The organism is Segatella buccae ATCC 33574 (assembly GCF_000184945.1).
Classification (GTDB): domain Bacteria; phylum Bacteroidota; class Bacteroidia; order Bacteroidales; family Bacteroidaceae; genus Prevotella; species Prevotella buccae.
Window position 1 is genome coordinate 2,481,929 of record NZ_GL586311.1, and the last position, 19,507, is coordinate 2,501,435.

Annotated in this window: 14 protein-coding genes and 1 tRNA gene; 9 read left to right on the forward strand and 6 right to left on the reverse strand. The window is 52.7% G+C overall.

Annotated elements, in window-relative coordinates:
- The first annotated feature begins 25 nt into the window (after positions 1-25).
- The 6 genes from HMPREF6485_RS09775 (at position 26) to HMPREF6485_RS09800 (ending at position 5,870) form a co-directional block, all read left to right on the forward strand.
- Positions 26-976: a tetratricopeptide repeat protein gene (locus tag HMPREF6485_RS09775; protein ID WP_004346251.1), complete on the forward strand. Its 951-nt coding sequence runs from the start codon at positions 26-28 to the stop codon at positions 974-976.
- A 286-nt stretch (positions 977-1,262) separates the two neighbouring features.
- A complete protein-coding gene (locus HMPREF6485_RS09780; RefSeq protein ID WP_004346252.1) occupies positions 1,263-2,096 on the forward strand; it encodes a prephenate dehydratase in 834 nt (277 codons plus the stop codon).
- Complete coding sequence (locus HMPREF6485_RS09785) at positions 2,080-3,264, forward strand: pyridoxal phosphate-dependent aminotransferase (protein ID WP_004346253.1); 1,185 nt, start codon at positions 2,080-2,082, stop codon at positions 3,262-3,264. The genes HMPREF6485_RS09780 and HMPREF6485_RS09785 overlap by 17 nt, the downstream gene beginning before the upstream one ends.
- Before the next feature lie 36 nt (positions 3,265-3,300).
- On the forward strand, positions 3,301-4,368 hold the full coding sequence (locus tag HMPREF6485_RS09790; RefSeq protein WP_004346254.1) for a bifunctional 3-deoxy-7-phosphoheptulonate synthase/chorismate mutase type II: 1,068 nt from the start codon (positions 3,301-3,303) through the stop codon (positions 4,366-4,368).
- A gap of 69 nt (positions 4,369-4,437) precedes the next feature.
- Positions 4,438-5,223, forward strand: a complete 786-nt coding sequence (locus tag HMPREF6485_RS09795; RefSeq protein WP_004346255.1) for a prephenate dehydrogenase — start codon at positions 4,438-4,440, stop codon at positions 5,221-5,223.
- Positions 5,223-5,870, forward strand: coding sequence for an HAD family hydrolase (locus HMPREF6485_RS09800; RefSeq protein ID WP_004346256.1), 648 nt, complete (start codon positions 5,223-5,225; stop codon positions 5,868-5,870). The genes HMPREF6485_RS09795 and HMPREF6485_RS09800 overlap by 1 nt, the downstream gene beginning before the upstream one ends.
- A gap of 198 nt (positions 5,871-6,068) precedes the next feature.
- Here the strand turns inward: HMPREF6485_RS09800 and HMPREF6485_RS09805 are convergent, their stop codons facing one another.
- The 3 genes from HMPREF6485_RS09805 to asnA all read right to left on the reverse strand — a co-directional run bounded on the left by HMPREF6485_RS09805 (position 6,069) and on the right by asnA (position 9,876).
- Entirely contained in the window at positions 6,069-7,433 is a 1,365-nt protein-coding gene (locus HMPREF6485_RS09805) for an MATE family efflux transporter (RefSeq protein ID WP_004343183.1), read from the reverse strand.
- Between the two features lie 28 nt (positions 7,434-7,461).
- Positions 7,462-8,598 (reverse strand): UDP-N-acetyl glucosamine 2-epimerase, encoded by a 1,137-nt coding sequence (locus tag HMPREF6485_RS09810; RefSeq protein ID WP_004346257.1) that lies wholly within the window; start codon positions 8,596-8,598, stop codon positions 7,462-7,464.
- A 240-nt stretch (positions 8,599-8,838) separates the two neighbouring features.
- Positions 8,839-9,876: an aspartate--ammonia ligase gene (gene asnA / locus HMPREF6485_RS09815; protein ID WP_044126036.1), complete on the reverse strand. Its 1,038-nt coding sequence runs from the start codon at positions 9,874-9,876 to the stop codon at positions 8,839-8,841.
- 203 nt (positions 9,877-10,079) lie between these two features.
- Here asnA and HMPREF6485_RS09820 point away from each other — a divergent pair.
- From HMPREF6485_RS09820 to HMPREF6485_RS09830, 3 genes are all read left to right on the forward strand, one after another.
- Positions 10,080-10,156 (forward strand) — tRNA-Arg (locus tag HMPREF6485_RS09820).
- 257 nt (positions 10,157-10,413) lie between these two features.
- Positions 10,414-11,637 (forward strand): peptidase T, encoded by a 1,224-nt coding sequence (gene pepT / locus HMPREF6485_RS09825; RefSeq protein WP_004346259.1) that lies wholly within the window; start codon positions 10,414-10,416, stop codon positions 11,635-11,637.
- Position 11,638: 1 nt separating this feature from the next.
- The gene (locus tag HMPREF6485_RS09830; protein ID WP_036927591.1) at positions 11,639-13,897 is read left to right on the forward strand and encodes a cation:proton antiporter; all 2,259 of its coding nucleotides are present in this window, start codon (positions 11,639-11,641) and stop codon (positions 13,895-13,897) included.
- Between the two features lie 211 nt (positions 13,898-14,108).
- Here the strand turns inward: HMPREF6485_RS09830 and HMPREF6485_RS09835 are convergent, their stop codons facing one another.
- The 3 genes from HMPREF6485_RS09835 to HMPREF6485_RS09845 all read right to left on the reverse strand — a co-directional run bounded on the left by HMPREF6485_RS09835 (position 14,109) and on the right by HMPREF6485_RS09845 (position 19,428).
- Positions 14,109-16,940, reverse strand: a complete 2,832-nt coding sequence (locus tag HMPREF6485_RS09835) for a putative LPS assembly protein LptD (RefSeq protein WP_004346261.1) — start codon at positions 16,938-16,940, stop codon at positions 14,109-14,111.
- Positions 16,941-17,059: 119 nt separating this feature from the next.
- Positions 17,060-17,596, reverse strand: coding sequence for an HDIG domain-containing metalloprotein (locus HMPREF6485_RS09840; protein WP_004346262.1), 537 nt, complete (start codon positions 17,594-17,596; stop codon positions 17,060-17,062).
- Between the two features lie 56 nt (positions 17,597-17,652).
- On the reverse strand, positions 17,653-19,428 hold the full coding sequence (locus tag HMPREF6485_RS09845) for an oxaloacetate decarboxylase (RefSeq protein ID WP_004346263.1): 1,776 nt from the start codon (positions 19,426-19,428) through the stop codon (positions 17,653-17,655).
- Between the last annotated feature and the right edge of the window lie 79 nt (positions 19,429-19,507).

Consider the following 19,507-nt stretch of genomic DNA (forward strand, 5'->3'; position numbering starts at 1 on the left):
CCACCCCATAGAAACACATACGACAATGGGATTTTTCAAGAAACTGTTTGGCGGCCGCGTGGACTCGCCCGAGGACGACCGAAAGGAGCAGGAGACGCGCAACTTCGACATGCTGAAATACGATGGCGTGAAAGCCATGCACATGGGCGAGACGGACTATGCTGTGAAATGCTTCAACCGGGCTTTGGAGATGCGCGAAGACTTGGAGGTGCGTGACTATCTCTCGCAGACGCTCATACGCACCGGCGAACTGCTGCCGGCCTACGAGCAGTTGCAGAAACTGGCCGAGGCCGAGCCCGACAACAAACAGATATTCGTGCGCATGGCCGATGTGGCCTACATGATGGAAGACTATCGGGCGATGGCCGATGCCTGCGAAAAGGCCATGCTCATCGACCGCAACGACCCACAGGTGCTCAATTTCTATGCCCGCGCAAGCATCGGACTGGGCGACACGGTGAATGCCATTGCCATGCTCACCAAAGCCATCATCACCTGTGAGCATCGGATGGATGGAGAAGACGAGAACACCAGGCGAGAAGCTTTGGCCACTGCTTTCAGTTCACGCCTGCTAAGAGGCGAAACGCTCTTGAAAACAGGCGATTGCGACGGGGCCGACGAGGATGCCGAATGGGCTGTCAACCACACCGAAGGCAATGAAGACGCACTGCTGCTCAAGGCACGTGTGGAGGCCGGGAAAGGAGCAAGCGACAGTGCCATTGCCTATTATAATAAGGTGATAGAAGCCAACCCCTTTTGTGTGGCAGCCTTCCAAGAGCGAGGAGACATCTATCTGGCCAAGGGAGACAAGGAACTGGCCGAGGCCGACAGAAAGCAGGTGCTTGAGCTTTCGTCGGAAACAGACGGGAATACAGCCGGCCAACATGCGCCGGAAGAGGGGAAAGGCATACAGCAACAAGTGGAGAAAGCCTACCGTTCCATCGACCCTTACGGCATAGGCGGACTGGAAAAATAGCCACCTGAATACAGGAAAACTCCCCTAATCGATAGTTTTCGGGCAATTTTTCTGTCATTTTATTTGCGAGAATGAAATAAAAATCATACTTTTGCATTTGAAAACAGAATAAAAAACAAGTAAGCAATGAGATCATACGCTGCTTTTTACTATTTTTACTTTTACTTTGCAAGAAATTGTGAAGCGGGAAGTTGCGTATAGATTTCAACTTATGGCAAGTGTATAAGAAATAACGAAACGGTCCCGCTCTGTATGGAGCAGGACCGTTTTTCGTAATGGCAGAAATATGAAAAGAATAGCTATACAAGGAGAACCGGGGTCGTTTCACGACATTGCCGCGCACGAACACTTCGCCGGCGAACAGATACAACTCATCTGCTGCGCCACCTTTGAAGAGGTGTTTGAGAACATCCGGCTCGACCCTACGGTGATCGGACTGGTGGCCATCGAGAATACCATCGCCGGTTCGCTGCTCCACAACTACGAACTGCTGCGAGAGAGCAATGCCACGGTGGTGGGCGAGCACAAGCTACACATCAAACACTCGGTGTGCTGCCTGCCCGATGACGACTGGGACACGCTGCAAGAGATACACTCCCACCCTGTGGCCTTGGCACAGTGCCGCCGTTTCTTGGGCGAGCATCCCGACCTGAAAGCCGTAGAGGCGGAAGACACTGCCGGGGCGGCCGAATATATCGCCAGACACAAAATGCACGGATGGGCAGCCATCTGCTCCTCCCATGCGGCTCAGACTTACGGCATGAAGGTGCTTCAGGAAGATATTCACGACAACAAGCACAACTTCACACGCTTTCTCGTGGTGTCGGATACACGCAAAGCCGACTTTCTCAGGCCGCTCGAACACAGCAACAAATCGAGTATTGTGTTCAGTTTGCCTCATGAGGAAGGCAGCTTGAGCAAGGTGCTCACCATCATGAGCTTCTACGACATCAACCTGACGAAGATTCAATCGCTGCCCATCATCGGGCGTGAATGGGAATATCTCTTCTACGTGGATGTCACTTACGACAACCTCACCCGCTACCGCCAGTCGATAGACGCCATCACACCGCTTGTCAAAAACATCAAAATCTTGGGAGAATATGAAGCCAGCAAATAGAGTAAACGAAATACAGGAATACTACTTCAGCCGCAAACTGAAGGAAGTGGGCAAGCTCAACGCCGAGGGACGGGACATTATCAGTCTGGCCATAGGCAGCCCCGACATGCCCCCTTCGCAACAAACGATAGACAAGCTATGCGAGGTGGCCCGCGACATCAAAGCCCACGGGTATCAGCCCACAGTGGGCATACCCGAGCTGCGCAAGGCTATGGCCGACTTTTATGGGCGAGTGTACGGTGTCGATGTGGACTGGGCGACGGAAGTGCAACCCCTCATCGGTTCAAAGGAAGGAATACTCCACGTGACACTGGCATTCTGCAATCCCGGCGATGAAGTGCTCATCCCCAATCCGGGCTACCCCACCTACACGGCTGTCAACAAACTGTTGGGCACCAAAATCACCTATTATAATCTGCGAGAAGACAACGGATGGCAGCCCGACTTCGACGAACTGGAACGCTTGGACTTGAGCCGCGTGAAACTGCTGTGGACCAACTATCCCAACATGCCCACCGGCGGCAATGCCCGTATGGAGACCTACGAACGACTGGTGGATTTTGCCCGCCGTCACGACATCGTGGTGGTCAACGACAACCCCTACTCGCTCATCCTCAACGAGCAGCCGATGAGCATTCTACAAGTACCCGGGGCCAAAGATGTGTGCATCGAATTCAACTCCATGTCAAAGTCGCACAACATGCCGGGGTGGCGCGTGGCAATGGCTGTCTCCAACCCGACATTCATCTCATGGATACTCAAAGTGAAGAGCAACATAGACAACGGTTCGTTCCGTGGCATACAGTTGGCTGCCGCCGAAGCCTTCAACACCAACGGCGAAGCATGGCACCGCGAAAACAACATCACTAACTACCGGCGGCGCAGAAATCTCGCCGAACAGATCATGACGGCACTACACTGCACATTCGACCCTACGCAGGTGGGCATGTTCCTTTGGGGAAAGATTCCCAACCGATACCACGATGTGGAAGAACTCACCGAACGCGTGCTCCACGAGGCCCGCGTATTTATCACGCCCGGCTTCATCTTCGGCTCCAACGGCAGCCGCTACATCCGCATTTCGCTTTGCGCCAAAGACGACAAGATGCGTGAAGCACTGGAGCGTGTAAAGCTATTCGCTGCGGGCAACGACTTGGACAAAGCATAAAACCATCGTAAACCAAGAAACAAAAATACAACGATTATGGAACTGGAATTAGAACCATTGAACTTGCCGAGTGACAACAAGCGACCATCGTGCGTCATCGCAGGGCCTTGTTCGGCCGAGACCGAAGAGCAAGTGTTAAAAACCGCCAAGGAACTGGCCGCCAAAGGCTGTCACATTTTCCGTGCCGGCGTATGGAAACCCCGCACCAAACCCGGTGGTTTCGAGGGCAATGGCGAGACTGCCTTGCCGTGGATGAAACGAGTGAAGGAGGAGACCGGTATGCTCACCGCCACCGAAGTGGCTACGCCCGAGCATGTGGAACTGGCCTTGAAATACGGCATAGATGTGCTGTGGGTGGGAGCCCGCACTTCTGCCAATCCCTTTGCCATGCAGGCTTTGGCCGACTCGTTGCAGGGAGTAGACGTTCCCATGCTGGTGAAAAACCCCGTCAACCCCGATCTCGAACTGTGGATCGGAGCCTTGCAACGACTCAACCAAGCAGGCATCAAGCGTCTTGGAGCCATACACCGCGGCTTCTCAAGCTATGATAAGAAGATATACCGTAACCTGCCTATGTGGCAAATACCCATCGAACTGCGCCGCCGCATCACCGACCTGCCCATCATCTGCGACCCGAGCCATATCGGCGGGCGACGCGACCTCATTGCCCCACTCTGCCAACAAGCGATGGATCTCGGCTTCGATGGACTCATTGTGGAGAGCCACTGCTCCCCCGACGAGGCTTGGAGCGATGCCAAACAGCAGGTGACACCGGACATATTAGACTACATTCTCTCGCTGCTCGTGGTGCGTGACGAGCACACCACCACTGAGGGCATACGCCAACTACGGGCCCAGATAGACGAACTCGATAACCAGCTCATGGATTTGTTGGCCAAACGAATGCGTGTTTGCCGTGAAATAGGCACCTACAAGAAAGAGCACAACATGACTGTGCTACAGGCCAACCGCTATAGTGAGATTCTCGAAAAACGCGGTGCGCAGGCCAGTTTGTGCGGTATGTCACCCGAATTCGCCGCCCAAGTGTTTGAGCATATCCACGAAGAGAGTGTCCGCCAACAGTTGGAAATCGTCAACAGATAATTTGTTAAAAGGATTGCAGAGCCCGACCACGGCTTATGCCCAACGCAGCCCTGCAAGACATTAAGGCTTATGAAAATACTAATCATGGGAGCAGGGAAGATGGGCTCGTTTTTCATCGACCTGCTCAGTTTCGACCACGAGGTGGCCGTCTATGAAAAAGATGCGAAGCGCATGCGTTTCACCTACAACTGCTATCGCTTCCAACAGCTCAACGAGGTGCGGGAGTTCCGTCCAGAATTGGTCATCAACGCTGTCACGGTGAAATACACCATTCCGGCTTTCAAGGAGGTGATACCCTATCTGCCGGAAGATTGCATCATCAGCGACATAGCCTCCGTGAAGACCGGATTGAAGGAATTTTACGAACAAAGCGGCCGCCCCTACGTGAGCACTCACCCGATGTTCGGACCGACGTTTGCCAACCTCAACCAACTGAGCGAAGAAAACGCCATCATCATCAGCGAGGGTGACTACATGGGGCGCATCTTCTTCAAGGACCTCTACCAACGGATCGGACTCAACATCTACGAATATACCTTCAAGGAACATGACGAGACAGTAGCCTACTCGCTGAGCATTCCCTTCGTGTCTACCTTTGTGTTCGCCGCCGTGATGAAGCACCAAGACGCTCCGGGCACCACATTCAAACGACACATGCGCATAGCCAAAGGCGTGCTCAACGAAGACGACTATCTCTTGCAGGAGATTCTGTTCAACCCCTACACTCACGACCAAGTATCACAGATACGCACCGAACTCAAGGAGCTGCTCACGATAATCGACAAGAAAGACGCTCCGGGCATGAAAGCCTACCTTGCCAAGATTCGCCGGCACGTAAAAGAAGACATCGCCTGATGACCAACAAGTTTAAACTTCTTATCCTTGACTTCGACGGAACGGTGGGAGACAGCCGCCGACTCATCACCGACACCATGCTCCAGACCATCGATGCGCTCGGCCTCGAAACACGTACAAGAGAACAATGCGCCCGGATGATAGGCTTGCCTTTGGCCCGCTGCTTCACCGAGATGATTCCCATGACAGAGGAGATGGGCGAAAAATGTGCCGCCACCTACCGTGAGTTTTTCAAGCAGAACAACCGTCCGGGAGCCGTCACGCTCTTTCCCGGTGTGGCCGACACCCTGCAACGGCTCCACAACCGGCACATACATCTCTCCTTTGCCAGCAGCCGCAGCCATGCCTCACTGGCAGCATACGTCAACGATCTGGGGCTTTCGCCTTTCATCTCCTACCTCATCGGGGCCGACGATGTACACCGCCCCAAACCCGAGGCCGAACCCGTGGAAGTAACGCTGCGGCATTTCGGCATCGCTCCCAATGACGCCTTGGTCGTAGGCGACACCAAGTTTGACATACTCATGGGCCACAATGCCGGCACGCACACCTGTGGCGTGAGCTATGGCAACGGCTCACGCGAGGAATTGGAAAAGGCCGGTGCCGAGCACATCATAGACACCTTCACGGCTCTATCGGACCTCTAAACACGGACGACCAAAGAAGACACTGCTCACAACAGACATCTGCCCTATTTTGTCACCCACAACATGAGCCTAAATCTCATCAAGTGGGTGACAGCCATCTTGCAACGGTCGCACACCATATTCTCGACATAGACAGTGGAGCTCATAAACTATGAAAAAACAATTCTTACAAAAGTTGGAACTTAAATTGATCCGGCATCAATGGGCTTCGGTTCCCCATGCGATTTCCTCTCTCCTCATTTCGCGAAAGGTGTAAAGCATCACCGGCACGGTGAGCGCAAAAGCGCAGGCATCACTGGCCGCCTGACAGGCCTCAACACCAAGAATGCCGAAATATCGGGGAAGAACGATGACAAGCGGCACAAAGAAAAGACCCTGGCGGGCGGCAGCAAGAATGTTGGCCCGCCACGGTTTGCGGCACACTTGGGTGAGCATGTTGCTCGTCATGACAAAGGCATTGAGCGGAAAGGTGACAAGCTGCCACACCAAGGCCACACTGCCCACAGCTATCACATGAGGGTCGTTGCGGAAAAGTTCGATGATGCCGTCGCTGAAGCAGAAGCCGACCACCGAACAAAGCGAAAGGAAGACCGTGCCCACACCGGTGGTAAACCAAAAGGCCTGCCTGACCCGCCCATAGAGACGGGCACCGTAGCAGAAGCCGCAAAGGGGCTGAAAACCTTGGCCGAGACCCACCACGGCAGCCATGACAAACATGGCTATGCGATTGACGATGGACATGCCCGCAATGGCTGCATCGCCATAAACCTTGACAGAGACATTGAGCGCTATCGTGGCTATACAGGCCAAGCCTTGCCGCGAAAGCGACGGACTGCCGCCGTAGAATATCTCTTTGAACAGGCTCCACGAGGGGGCAAAGAGCCGCGCATGCACAGCTATATTGCCTTCACGTCGCACCATGCGCAGGAGGATGGCAAACGAAACGACCTGTCCGACCACTGTGGCCAGTGCGGCACCTGCCACTCCCATGTCGAACAGGAAGATGAATAATGGGTCGAGCGCCACGTTGATCACGGCCCCGGTCACAATGCCATACATGGCGTATGAGGCGTTTCCTTGCAGGCGCATCTGGTTGTTGAGCGTGAGCGAGGATGTGAAAAACGGCGCACCGAGCAGCACGATGCCGAGATAACGCTCCGTGTAGGGAAGGATGGTAGGTGTACTGCCCAGTTCGACCGAAAGCGGTGTGAGCAGCAGTTCGCCCACCAACATAATCAAACAGCCAAAACCGAAAGAAAGAAAGAAACCCGTGGAGGCCATGCGGGCGGCATTGTCGTGGCGACGGGCACCAAGTTCGCGGGCGATATAAGAACCCGACCCGTGCCCGAAGAAGAAACCGAAGGCCTGAATGAAAAACATCACCGAAAAGACAATGCCCACGGCAGCCGTAGACTGCGTGTCGATTTGCCCCACAAAAAAGGTATCGGCCATGTTGTAGAGACTCGTCACGAGCATTGAGATAATCGTGGGTACGGCCATCGCCACCACCACACGGGAGACGGGGGCTGAGGTCAGAAACGTATAGTTGTCATGCTTGTGCATCAGTGTTGACAGATAAAACCTTCGCCGTCTATCGGGCTCTTTGCCCCTGTTCTAACAATATCTGTACGATGCGCTCGGCCGACCGACCGTCCCAACGGTCGGGAATACCGGCCGCCTTCCACTCTCCGCGCACAAGGGTGGCGATGGCTTCACGGAGCCGGTCGGCATCTTCACCCACAAGCACATTGGTGCCTTGCTTGACGGTCTCAATGTGCTCCGTATAACTGTTGAGCGTGATGCAAGGCACTTGGTTGAAAGTCGCCTCTTCAGCCACATTGCCGGAGTCTGTCACCACACCACGGGCATGGGCCGTGAGACGGCCAAAAGCCAGATAGCCCATGGGCTCAACGATGTGGAAATTGGCCAATGAGAGTTCGCCTTCCGCCTCCAGACTCTTGATGAGGTCGGCTGCGGGCCGGCGCAACGGGGCGATAAATGTCATGTCACCAGCAGCCGAAAGCATACCCGAAAGCATGAGAAGCAGATTCTCACGATCGGCCAAGAGAGCCTTGCGGTTGAGCGTGAAGACGACATAGGGGCGTTCACCGGAAGCCCCTGCGGGACGGATGACCTGCATCACCTCGCCGGGCAGTTCCGCCGACTCGATGCGGGCGCGGTTGAAACGCAGATTGTCCATCAGAATGTTGCCCACCATATAGACTTTCGAGAGCTCGGCCCCCTCCTTGTTGGCTATGCTGTTATTGGATATGCCGGCCGTAAAAAGAATGTCTGACAAGCCATCGATGACCAACCGGTTGATCTCCTTGGGCATCGTGATGTCGAAACTGCGGGTGCCAGCCGCAATGTGCGCCAGCATAATGCCTTGCTTCTTGGTGACGATGGCGGCAGCCATGGTGCTGGCAAGATCGTCCACGACAATGACCACATCGGTGGGCTGTCTTTGCAAATAGCACTCAAAAGCCGACATCACCCGACCGGTGAGTTCGTTGAGGTTTTCACAGTCAACGCCCAGACATTCATCCGGCCGGAGGATGCAGAGGTCATCGAAGAGGCTTGCCTCCAGCATGGCATCACCGGCAATGCCTGCATACACAAGCTGAAAATCCACCTCCCGTCCCTCACGGCGGGCAGCCTCGATAGCTCTAATCACCGGAGCCACCTTGATGAAGTTGGGGCGCGCTCCACAAAAGATACATATATTCATAGTCGCTTTGCTTTATTCTTAGTGCAAATGTACTAAAAAAAACAATGGCAGCAACGTTTGCCGCCATTGTTTTTTCATAGAAAGGAGAATCTGTTTCAGACAAAAGGAAAACACCTTTTCAGTCGGTCGGAAACGGTGCAGAATCGCTGCACCGTCTGTGCCGGGATGTCGCACGCCTCGCGCAAGGGTGCTGAACGGTTGGTGCAAAGGCCTTGCACCAATCCTGAAAAAACCGACCAATCAGATGAGTGGCATACCGGCTGCTTCACATTCGGCCCGCATATCATCGGGCCAGATGCTGGCCTGGATTTCACCGATGTGCCCTTTATGGAGCAACACCATGCACAGGCGGCTCTGCCCGATACCGCCACCGATGCTCAAAGGCAGTTGGTCGCCCAACAATCGACGATGGAAATAAAGTTCGGCGCGGTCTTCTTTGCCGGCAATCTTGAGTTGACGCAACAAACTCTCCTTATCCACACGGATGCCCATCGAACTCAATTCGAAGCTGCGTCCAAGCACCGGATACCAGATGAGAATATCGCCGTTGAGACCCTCTTTCCCATTTTCAGCCACAGTAGACCAATCATCGTAGTCGGGGGCACGCCCATCATGCTTCTCACCGTTGCTCAACTTACCTCCTATACCCTCAACAAACACGGCCCCGTATTTCTCGCAAATGGCATCTTCACGCTCTTTGGGAGTCTTGTCGGGATACATCAGCAACAAGTCTTCACTATGAACGAACGTTATCTTTTCGGGCAAAAAAGGCTTGATTTCAGGATAAGTTTCGCAAGTGAGATACTCCGTGCGCAAAATGGCGGAATAGATGCGGTTTACGACATCTTCCAAGAAAGCCACATTGCGTTGCCCGGCCGTGATGACAGCCTCCCAGTCCCACTGGTCTACATATAAAGAGTGTAGATTGTCGAGCTCCTCATCGGCCCGAATAGCATTCATGTCGGTGTAGACCCCATAGCCGGGCTCCACGTTATATTCGGCAAGTGTCAGCCGCTTCCACTTGGCAAGCGAATGCACCACTTCGGCCTCAGCATCTCCCAAATCTTTGATGGGAAAAGTCACGGGACGCTCCACGCCGTTCAGGTCATCATTGATGCCCAGCCCCTTCAACACAAAGAGAGGGGCCGTCACACGGCGCAACCGCAATTCGGTGGAAAGGTTCTGCTGAAAGAAATCCTTAATCAGCTTAATGCCCTGCTCCGTGCGGCGCATGTCGAGCAGGGCATGATAACCTTCGGGCTTAATCAATTTACTCATATCTTTTACATTTAATGTCATTTTTATGCTGCAAAGGTAAACATTTATCAGTAAACGGCAAGCATAGCAATTGATTTATTTTGCAAAACGAAAGCATTCTTCTGTTTTTCGTTACCATTTGCATCACACATGGATTATTAAATATTGTATAATATTTGCACGTTAAAAATAAATTCATTACCTTTGCGTTCAGTTTTAAGAACGGTTCCGTAGCTTAGCTGAATAGAGCGTCAGATTCCGGTTCTGAAGGTCCTGGGTTTGAATCCCAGCGGAATCACCAAAGTGGAAATCCTTTGTCTATATATAGGATTTCCACTTGTTTTTTGCCATTTGTTTTTATCTTTTTTAATATGGAAAAATGTGATAAACCGTCTTTAATATCAAGCATTTTTTGTATATTTGCGACATCTTGATAGTATATAATGGTAAAAAGCAGAAAAGTAACTGTACAATCAAAAGAAATCTCCGTTCTTTTGCATAAGGACGGGAATGATTTCTTTTGTTTTCATTTACTATAACATCCTCATAGCATAAAATATGGATCTTACAGAAAGATTTATCGGTTATACACGGTTTGACACCCAATCGAGCGAAGACTCGGAGAGTGTTCCCAGTACGGCGAAGCAGTTGGAGTTTGCCAAGTTTTTGAAGCAGCAGCTCGAAGACGAGGGACTCAGTGATGTGGAAATGGACGAAATGGGTTACATCTATGCCACTCTCAAGGCCAACACCAGGAAAGAAACGCCCACCATCGGCTTCATCTCCCACTACGACACCAGCCCTGATTGCAGCGGCAAGGACATCAAAGCCCGCATCATACGCAACTATGACGGCAACGACATCGAACTGTCACCCGGTATCATATCGTCTACTGAAAAGTTTCCCGAACTGAAAGAACACATCGAGGAAGACCTTATCGTCACCGACGGCACCACGCTGCTCGGGGCTGACGACAAGGCGGGCATCGCAGAAATCGTGCAAGCGATGTGCTATCTGCGCAATCACAACGAAATCAAGCACGGAGACATACGCGTAGGCTTTAACCCCGATGAGGAGATAGGCAGGGGCGCACACCATTTCGATGTAGAGAAGTTCGGCTGCCAATGGGCCTACACCATTGACGGAGGGGACTTGGGCGAACTGGAGTATGAGAACTTTAATGCTGCCGGGGCCAAAATCCATATCAAGGGAGTAAGCGTGCATACGGGTTATGCCAAAGGCAAAATGGTGAATGCGAGCCGCTTGGCGGTAGAGTTCCAAAATATGATTCCGGTCGAAGAGACCCCCGAAGAGACCGAGGGCTACGAAGGTTTCTATCATCTATTGGGCATCAAGAGCCGCTGCGAGGAGGCCACGCTGTCGTATATCATCCGTGACCACGACCGCGAACATTTCGAAGACCGCAAGGATTTCATCAAAGACTGTGCGAAAAAGATGAATGAGAAGTATGGGGAAGGAACAGTTGTGGCTGAAGTGAAAGACCAATACTACAACATGAAAGAAAAGATAGACCCCAACATGCACGTCATCGACATTGTGCTGAAGGCCATGCAGGAATGCGGTGTACCACCCCATGTGAAGCCGATTCGTGGCGGAACGGACGGTGCGCAGCTTTCTTTCAAGGGTCTACCCTGTCCCAACATCTTTGCCGGAGGTGTCAATTTCCACGGCCCCCACGAGTTTGTAAGCATCCAAGTGATGGAAAAGACTATGCAGACCATCGTCAAGATATGTGAGATAACCGGAAGTTACGAAGATTGAAATAATGGAAATACCTACTCTTGTCAACGATTTGGCCCTCATCCTGATGGTGGCCGGAGTCGTGACGCTTGTGTTCAAAAAACTGAAACAGCCACTTGTACTCGGATACATAGTGGCTGGTTTTTTAGTGTCGCCCCACATGCCCTACACGGTTTCGGTGCTGGACAAGACCGACATTCAGACCTGGGCCGACATCGGTGTCATCTTCACGCTCTTCTCCCTCGGCTTGGATTTCTCGTTCAAGAAGATATTGAAGATGGGGGCTTCGCCCATCATCGCCACGGTGGCCATCGTCTTCTGCATGATGACACTGGGAGTTCTCGTGGGCCATGCCTTCGGATGGAGCAAGATGGACTGCATCTTTCTGGCCGGAATGCTGGCCATGAGCTCCACCACCATTATCTATAAAGCGTTCGACGACATGGGACTCAGGCAACAGCAATTCACGGGCACCGTGATGAGCGTACTCATACTGGAAGACATTCTGGCCATCGTGCTGATGGTGATGCTCTCGGCATTGGCCGGCGGTGGCAATCCTGATGGCGGAGAAATGCTCGGTTCGGTGATGAAGATCGTTTTCTTTCTCGTGTTGTGGTTTGTGGTGGGTATCTTTGCCATACCGCTATTTCTGCGCTCCGTGCGCCGGCTCATCAATGCCGAAACGCTCCTCATCGTGTCTCTCGGACTCTGCTGCGCCATGGCGGTGTTCTCCACGAAAGTAGGGTTCAGCAGTGCTTTCGGTGCTTTTGTCATGGGCAGCATCTTGGCGGAGACCATCGAGGCCGACAAAATCATCAAACTGGTGGAACCGGTAAAAAATCTTTTCGGGGCCATCTTCTTCGTATCAGTGGGTATGTTGGTCGATCCGCACATCATCGTAGAATACGCCCTCCCCATCCTCGGACTCGTGCTCACCATCCTCATCGGGCAAGCCGTTTTCGGTTCGTTGGATTTCTTCCTTGCCGGCGAATCACTGAAATCGGCCATGAAATGCGGTTTCTCCATGGCACAGATAGGTGAATTTTCATTTATCATAGCCTCCTTGGGACTGTCTTTAGGTGTCATCAGCAATTTCCTCTATCCGGTGGTTGTGGCCGTTTCGGTCATCACCACTTTCCTCACGCCCTACATGATTCGGTTGGCTACTCCTGCCTACAATGTCTTGGAGCATCATCTGCCCAACCGCTTGGTAAATTCACTCAACCATCTGGCCATGAACCATCCGAACACAACGCAACAGAGTAAATGGCACAGACTGCTCTCGGCTATGGCTGTCAATACTTTTATCTACTCGATACTTTCAGCTGCCTCTATTGCCGTGATGTTCTCCATTGTCCTTCCGTTTATCCGCAAATTGTTGCCGGGGTGGGAACTCCACTGGTACGCCAATGCCATTACGGGCATTCTGACTGTCATCATCATAGCCCCCTTCCTCAGGGCTATGGTAATGAAGAAAAACCACAGCAAGGAATTCAGGCAGCTATGGGTGGAAAGCAACCGCAACCGTCTGCCACTGCTTTTTACCATCCTCGTGCGTTTCGTCATAGCCATTGCCTTTGTTTTCTACATCTGCAACTATCTGACCCGCTTTCAGACGGCGATTATGGTCTCAATCGGAGCTATCACCGTACTGCTGATGATATTCTCACGGTGGACCAAACACCGCAGCATACGCCTCGAACGACTTTTTATCCTCAATCTGCGTTCACGCGACATCGATGCGCAGGTGCGAGGCCATAAGCGTCCGCTCTACGAGGGACACCTGCTCGACCGGGATATCCACATCAGCGACTTCGTGGTGCCCGAAGACTCCACCTGGGCCGGGCGCACACTCCTCGACCTCCAACTGCGCAACCGCTTCGGAGTGCACCTGAGCAGCATTCTGCGCGGTTCACAACGCCTGAACATCCCCACCGGTGAAACGATTCTCTTTCCCGGTGACCGGCTGCAGGTCATCGGTAACGACGACCAGCTCAACAAGTTTGCCGATGCCATCAAAGACGAACTGATACCGGAAGACAACGAGATAGAGAAACGGGAAATGAAACTCCGGCAATTCATCATCAGTGGCAACAGCGAGTTTGTGGGCAAAACACTTGAAGAGAGTGGCATACGCGACCGCTACGATTGCATGGTGGTCGGAGTGGAAGAAGGACAGGAAAACCTTACCATGATTGACCCTGCACGTCGGTTTGAGAAAGGTGACATCATCTGGATTGTGGGAGAAGAAGAGAAAGTGAATGCACTTTTAGGGCTCTGACCGCCCGACTGCCGGGGATGGCTCCACAAAGAAGAGACAAGTGCATCACCACAAACAAATTACAAAAGACGGCCATACAGAAAGACGAAGCTGTCCGGATTCCCCCCAAGAGTAACTCCCCTTACACACTTTAACATAAGACGACCGCGGGAGGATGGCCGGCTTGGCCATCCTCCCGCGGTCGTCTTATGTTTTCCGCTTTACTTGTCTGTCAATACCACTGCACGGCGTTGGAGTAGCCGCTACGCTTGTCGTATTTCAATGCATCGGTCAGTGTGGCTGCATTGCAACGGAAAGTGAAGTTATAGCTGGTATATGGGGCAAGCACCACCTCACAACTCATGTTGAAGCAATGGAGATCTCGTTGCAGCGAAGCAGTGGTCATACTGATTTCATGACTCTCGAAATCATATCCCGAAGAAAAACTGATGTTCCATCCGTCGCTTATGCGAATATTGCCACTGACATTGAGTGTCTGGGAGAACTTATAGGGATAGCGCATCTTTTTGTAGTTAAACTTATTGATGTCATTGCTTTCACGCATGGTCACACCATAGCCGAATGTCAGCGACCAAGGCATGGAAAAGGCCATATAACCGTCTTCGTCAGTGCTTGCCTTGCTCTTTTCTTTCCGTGCATTGTGCTTTCCACGCTCCATCACCTCATCAACATTACTTTCTATATCAGTATCAACACCCTCATCATCGCCATTATCGGCACGTCGCTTGTCGTCCTCCCGGCTGCCGCCACCACCAAAGAGCTTGCTTAACTTCTCAGGAGTAAGCGTATAAGAGATGTTCTGCGACATACCTTGGAAGCGCCCGAAGCGTCCTTTGCCCCACTCGGTGTGCGTCCCTACGTATGGTCTTCCTTGATCGTCCAGTTCGTAAGCATAAGTGGCAAACACGGCATTCATATTGAACGTATAGTTCTTCCACCACTTCAAGCGGATATTCATACCCAGATCGCTCCATGGTCTGGTTTTCGCTGCCATGTTATAAGACATGTTGATAGCCAAGTCGTCTATCAGACTAATGCGCTTGACACCGGTGGAATCCTTGTCCGACTTCACCTTCATCTCCAGATTGTTGCCAAGGCTGAAACTGATGCTTCCCGTCTTCCCCCTACCCGGCACACTGAACATACCGGTGCTATAAGGAGAATATTCCACAAGCGACACATTGCCGTCGGCATCGGTCTTCTGGTAAGTCTTCCAATAGCCGTAGCGCGAAGCCCCGAAATCAGGCGCATAGCTGAAGGTCACCTGCGGCGTGAGGACATGGCGGATGGCCTGTATCTTGTCGCCGAATATCTTGCGGCTTGGCGTCCAAAAGCCATAGAGCTTCGTGGACATGCCCATGCTGAAATTCCAGTTATAGATATTGTGGAAGCCGTAGGTGGTATCGGCCACCTCCACCTGCTTGGCCGTGTCCCACGAACGCTCGACCTTGGCAGACTGCATACGGTCGGTGAATCGGAATGACGGACTGACATTCAGATAGTTAAACAACGTGAAATTGCCGCTGATAGGAATCTCATGATTCCAACCATTGCGCCACTCTTTGATCAGGTTTGACTTAAAAAACTTGTCTTCCTTCGTATTGATGGAGTTACCGATCTGCCCCGTATAACTCATGGATATTTTCTCATACCAACGCTCATTACCCACCGCGTGCTTGCGCTTGAAAGGATAGAAACGGCTGACGGCTATATTGAGGTCGGGCAACGTCACCGCCAAGGTAGAGTCGCGCATGTTCTGCGAAAGGTTGGCCGTGGCACTGAGTGTGAGACCTATGCTTGAGAACGTGGTGCTCCAGCTGACAGAAGATGTGCGTGTGCTCTGCGTGAGTGTCTGCGGATTGTAGAGTGAATTGAGGTTGTTGCGCTCGTAGCTTGATGTGGCGAAATTGACACTGGCCGCCAACGAACTGTAGGGATTGGCCTTGGAGTCTTGCCGGTGGCTCCACTGAATCTTGAAACTTTCCTGCCGGGCATAGTCGGGCAAGCCTTTGTCGCCGGTTTTGGTGTCTTGATAGCTAAAGAGGAAGCTGCCATTATAGCGGTAGCGCTTGCGGTAGTTGCTGGCAGCAGAAAATCCCCATGAGCCCCGGGTATAGATTTCTCCCAGCAGTTTCAAGTCCCACTTGTCACTGAGAGCGAAATAATAACCGATATCTTTCAGATAGAATCCACGGGCCTGCTCGTCACCGTAGCTCGGCATGATGAATCCCGACGAGTAACGCTTGGTAAACGGAAAAAAGCCGTATGGGATGGTCAGCGGCAACGGCACATCAGCCACCACGAGGTAGGCCGGCCCGAACACCACATCCTTGCCCGGCCGCACACGAGCACGCGACAGCGCAATATAGAAGTCGGGATGCTCCTCGTCGCAAGTGGTATAGCGACCGTGCTCAAGGTAGATAACTCCCGTGGAATCGCGCTTGGAACGCTCTCCGCGCAGAAATCCGTCTTCCTGCTCCGTATATACGTTGTCTATATAGGCTTTCTTGGTCTTGAAGTTGAAAGCTATCGTGTCGGTTTCATACTTGTCTTGTCCCATGGTGAACACCGGCTTGTTCTTCACCCCATCCTTGACAGAAGAATCGCGGGTTCCTGTGGCGTGGACAAGACTGCTGTCAAGACTCATATAGATCTTGTCACTGGCCAGATCCATATTCTGATATTTCACATTCGACGACCCGAAAAGGTGTGCCGTCTGCATGCGGGCATCATAAACCAGCGAGTCATTGGCCGTATATTCTATGGGAGCTTCGATGCCCCCCGACCGCTTGCGGTTGAGCGAATCGAGCCTGATAGAATCGTCCACCACCTTGTTGTGACGGTAGATGGCCCGCTCAAGGGAATCCATCTGCGTCGTGTCTACAACCACATTTCCAAGAGAGTCGCGCCTCTGCACACTGTCGACCGCCGTAGAATCGGCCTTTACCGCCTTCTTTTTGCCTTTGAAAAGGGGTGTATGCGTGCCTGCCATCATCAATATGACGACCGACATCAACAGCACTATGACAGCTTGTCTTCTCATTTGGTGTACAAAGGTAAGTAAAAAATGCGAAAAGGGAGAGCACTCACAGATTATTTAACTTTTTCGCACGACCTTTTGCCATCTGCCTTTACAACCGCCTCCGGGAACACACCACTCCCCTATTCAAACAAGGTTTTCCACTTGCGGAAACGCTCCACCCCCTCGCTGCCAAACTTAGCCAAACTCTGCTCGGCCTGCTCGTAGGTCTTCTCGCGCTCCGGATGGGTCTTGCTATAGAATTTGTCGGCATAGCAAATCAACTTTTCTTCGATGGTCTCGGGCAGGAAATCCTGATGGGGCAGCGGCAGTTGCTGTTCAATGATATCCTTTACGGTGAGTCCGGCCCCGGTGTGCCGCTCGCAAACGCGGGCATGACGGGGATAGCCTTCCCCACGCAATATCTCAGCACCGATGCGCCCGTGAAGCAGATAGGACTCCGTGCCAAAACAATGAATGCCCGGCGCATGGCAGCGGAAGATACCTATATCGTGGAGCATGGCAGCTTCTTCCACAAACCGGCGGTCAATGGCCAGTTGCGGCCGGGCATCACAAATGCGCACAGCACGCTCCTTGACGAGCGTGCTGTGGGTCATGAGGATGTAACGCAGTGCGTTATCATCGGGATAGTATTTATCAATGATACTTTGATAATCCATAATCAGTCGGTCGACTCTCCCACCCTCGGAGGGTGAAAGAAGTTAGAGACGCAGCGTTAGGCCTCGGGGCGCTGGATATAGGCTATCACATCGCCCTTGCCAATCTTCGCACCCTGCTTGGCATTGATTTCCACCAATTTGCCGCCCAGGGCTGCCGGAACAGTCTCAAATTCGCCCCATGGCGTGAGGATGTAGCAGAAAGCGTCGCCTTCCTTATATTCCTTACCGATGTAAGGCCCCACTGCCGGAGCAGCTTCGCCCTCGCCCTGAAACTCCCAGAACACCTGTCCTTTCACCGGAGCCACAATAGCATCGGCTTTGGCGTGCTTAAAGGCTGCGGCCTCTTCGGGACTCACCTTGGCACCGAGCTTGGCATCCTTAGCTGCCTGCAAGTCGGCAAGGAAGTTTTTCTTGGCCTGTCCGCTGCGGAAATTGCGATACTGCTCGGGGTGCATGGCCAGTTCGAAGAGTTCTTCGTCATCCTGTCCGTAGTCCCAACCGTTTTCGTCCATCTCCTTCTTGAAGTCGTCAAGCGCGTTGGGCAACAGCGTGTGAGGATCGGCATCCGTAAATTCGCGTCCCTGCTGCTTGGCCAGCTCCACGAGTTCGGGGTCGACGGTGCCGGGAATCTTGCCGCTCTTGCCGAGAATCATGCCCCACATGGAGTCGTCCATCATCACAAAACGGCCCTTGCCCTGTTCGAGCGTGAGCAGATTCATGAGGGCGATGTTCTTGGTGTATTGCGAGAACGGGGTCACCAATGGGGGATAGCCCACACGCGGCCACACATATTCCACCTCGCCGAAGAGCTTCACGAGCATATCATCCATAGACAACTCCTCTTCGCCCTTCTTCTTGCGCAGGTTGTTGATGGTCTGGCGAATGCCGCCGAGGTCGGCCATCATGGAGCCCATCATGCCGCCAGGCAGTCCGCAGCCGAGCAACAGGGAAGACATGATCTTGTTGGCGGGATTGATGAAATAGCCCAGCCACTCGTCAATGAATTCCTGCGTGAGGGCACGGGCCTTCATATAAGCGTTCATGTTGATTTCGGGCACATCGAAACCTTCGTTCCTCAACATGCTCAACACGGAGATGATGTCCGGATGCACCTTCCCCCACGAGAGCGGTTCGATGGCCGTATCGATGATGTCGGCCCCGTTGTTGCACACTTCGAGGATAGAGGCCATCGACAGGCCGGGGCCCGAATGCCCGTGATATTCGATGATGATTTCGGGATGCTTGTCCTTGATAGCCTTGGTGAGCTTGCCGAGCAGGGCAGGCTGACCGATGCCGGCCATGTCTTTCAGACAGATTTCTTCGGCACCGGCTTCAATGAGCTTATCGGCGATGCCGGTATAGTATTCGAGCGTATGCACGGGAGAGGTGGTGATGCAGAGCGTGCCCTGGGCGGTCATGCCGGCTTCCTTGGCCCACTTGATGGAGGGAATGATGTTGCGCACATCGTTCAGTCCGTCGAAGATGCGGGTGATATCGGTGCCCTGGGCATGTTTCACCTTATACATAAGTGCGCGCACGTCGTCGGGCACGGGATACATGCGGAGGGCGTTCAATCCGCGGTCGAGCATGTGGGTCTTGATGCCCACCTCGTTGAAAGGCTTACAGAAAGCACGGACAGCTTCGTTGGGGTTCTCGCCGGCCAAGAGGTTCACCTGCTCGAAGGCGCCACCATTGGTTTCCACACGGGCGAAACAGCCCATGTCGATGATAACGGGGGCGATGCGGGCCAACTGGTCTTTGCGTGGCTGGAACTTACCGGAACTCTGCCACATGTCTCTGTAAACGAGACTGAACTGAATTTTCTTTGCCATATTTCAATCTATTCTGATTTCAGATGAATGTATGTTTCGACAGTCGCAAAATCGCGCTGTCGGGGTGCAAAATTAGATA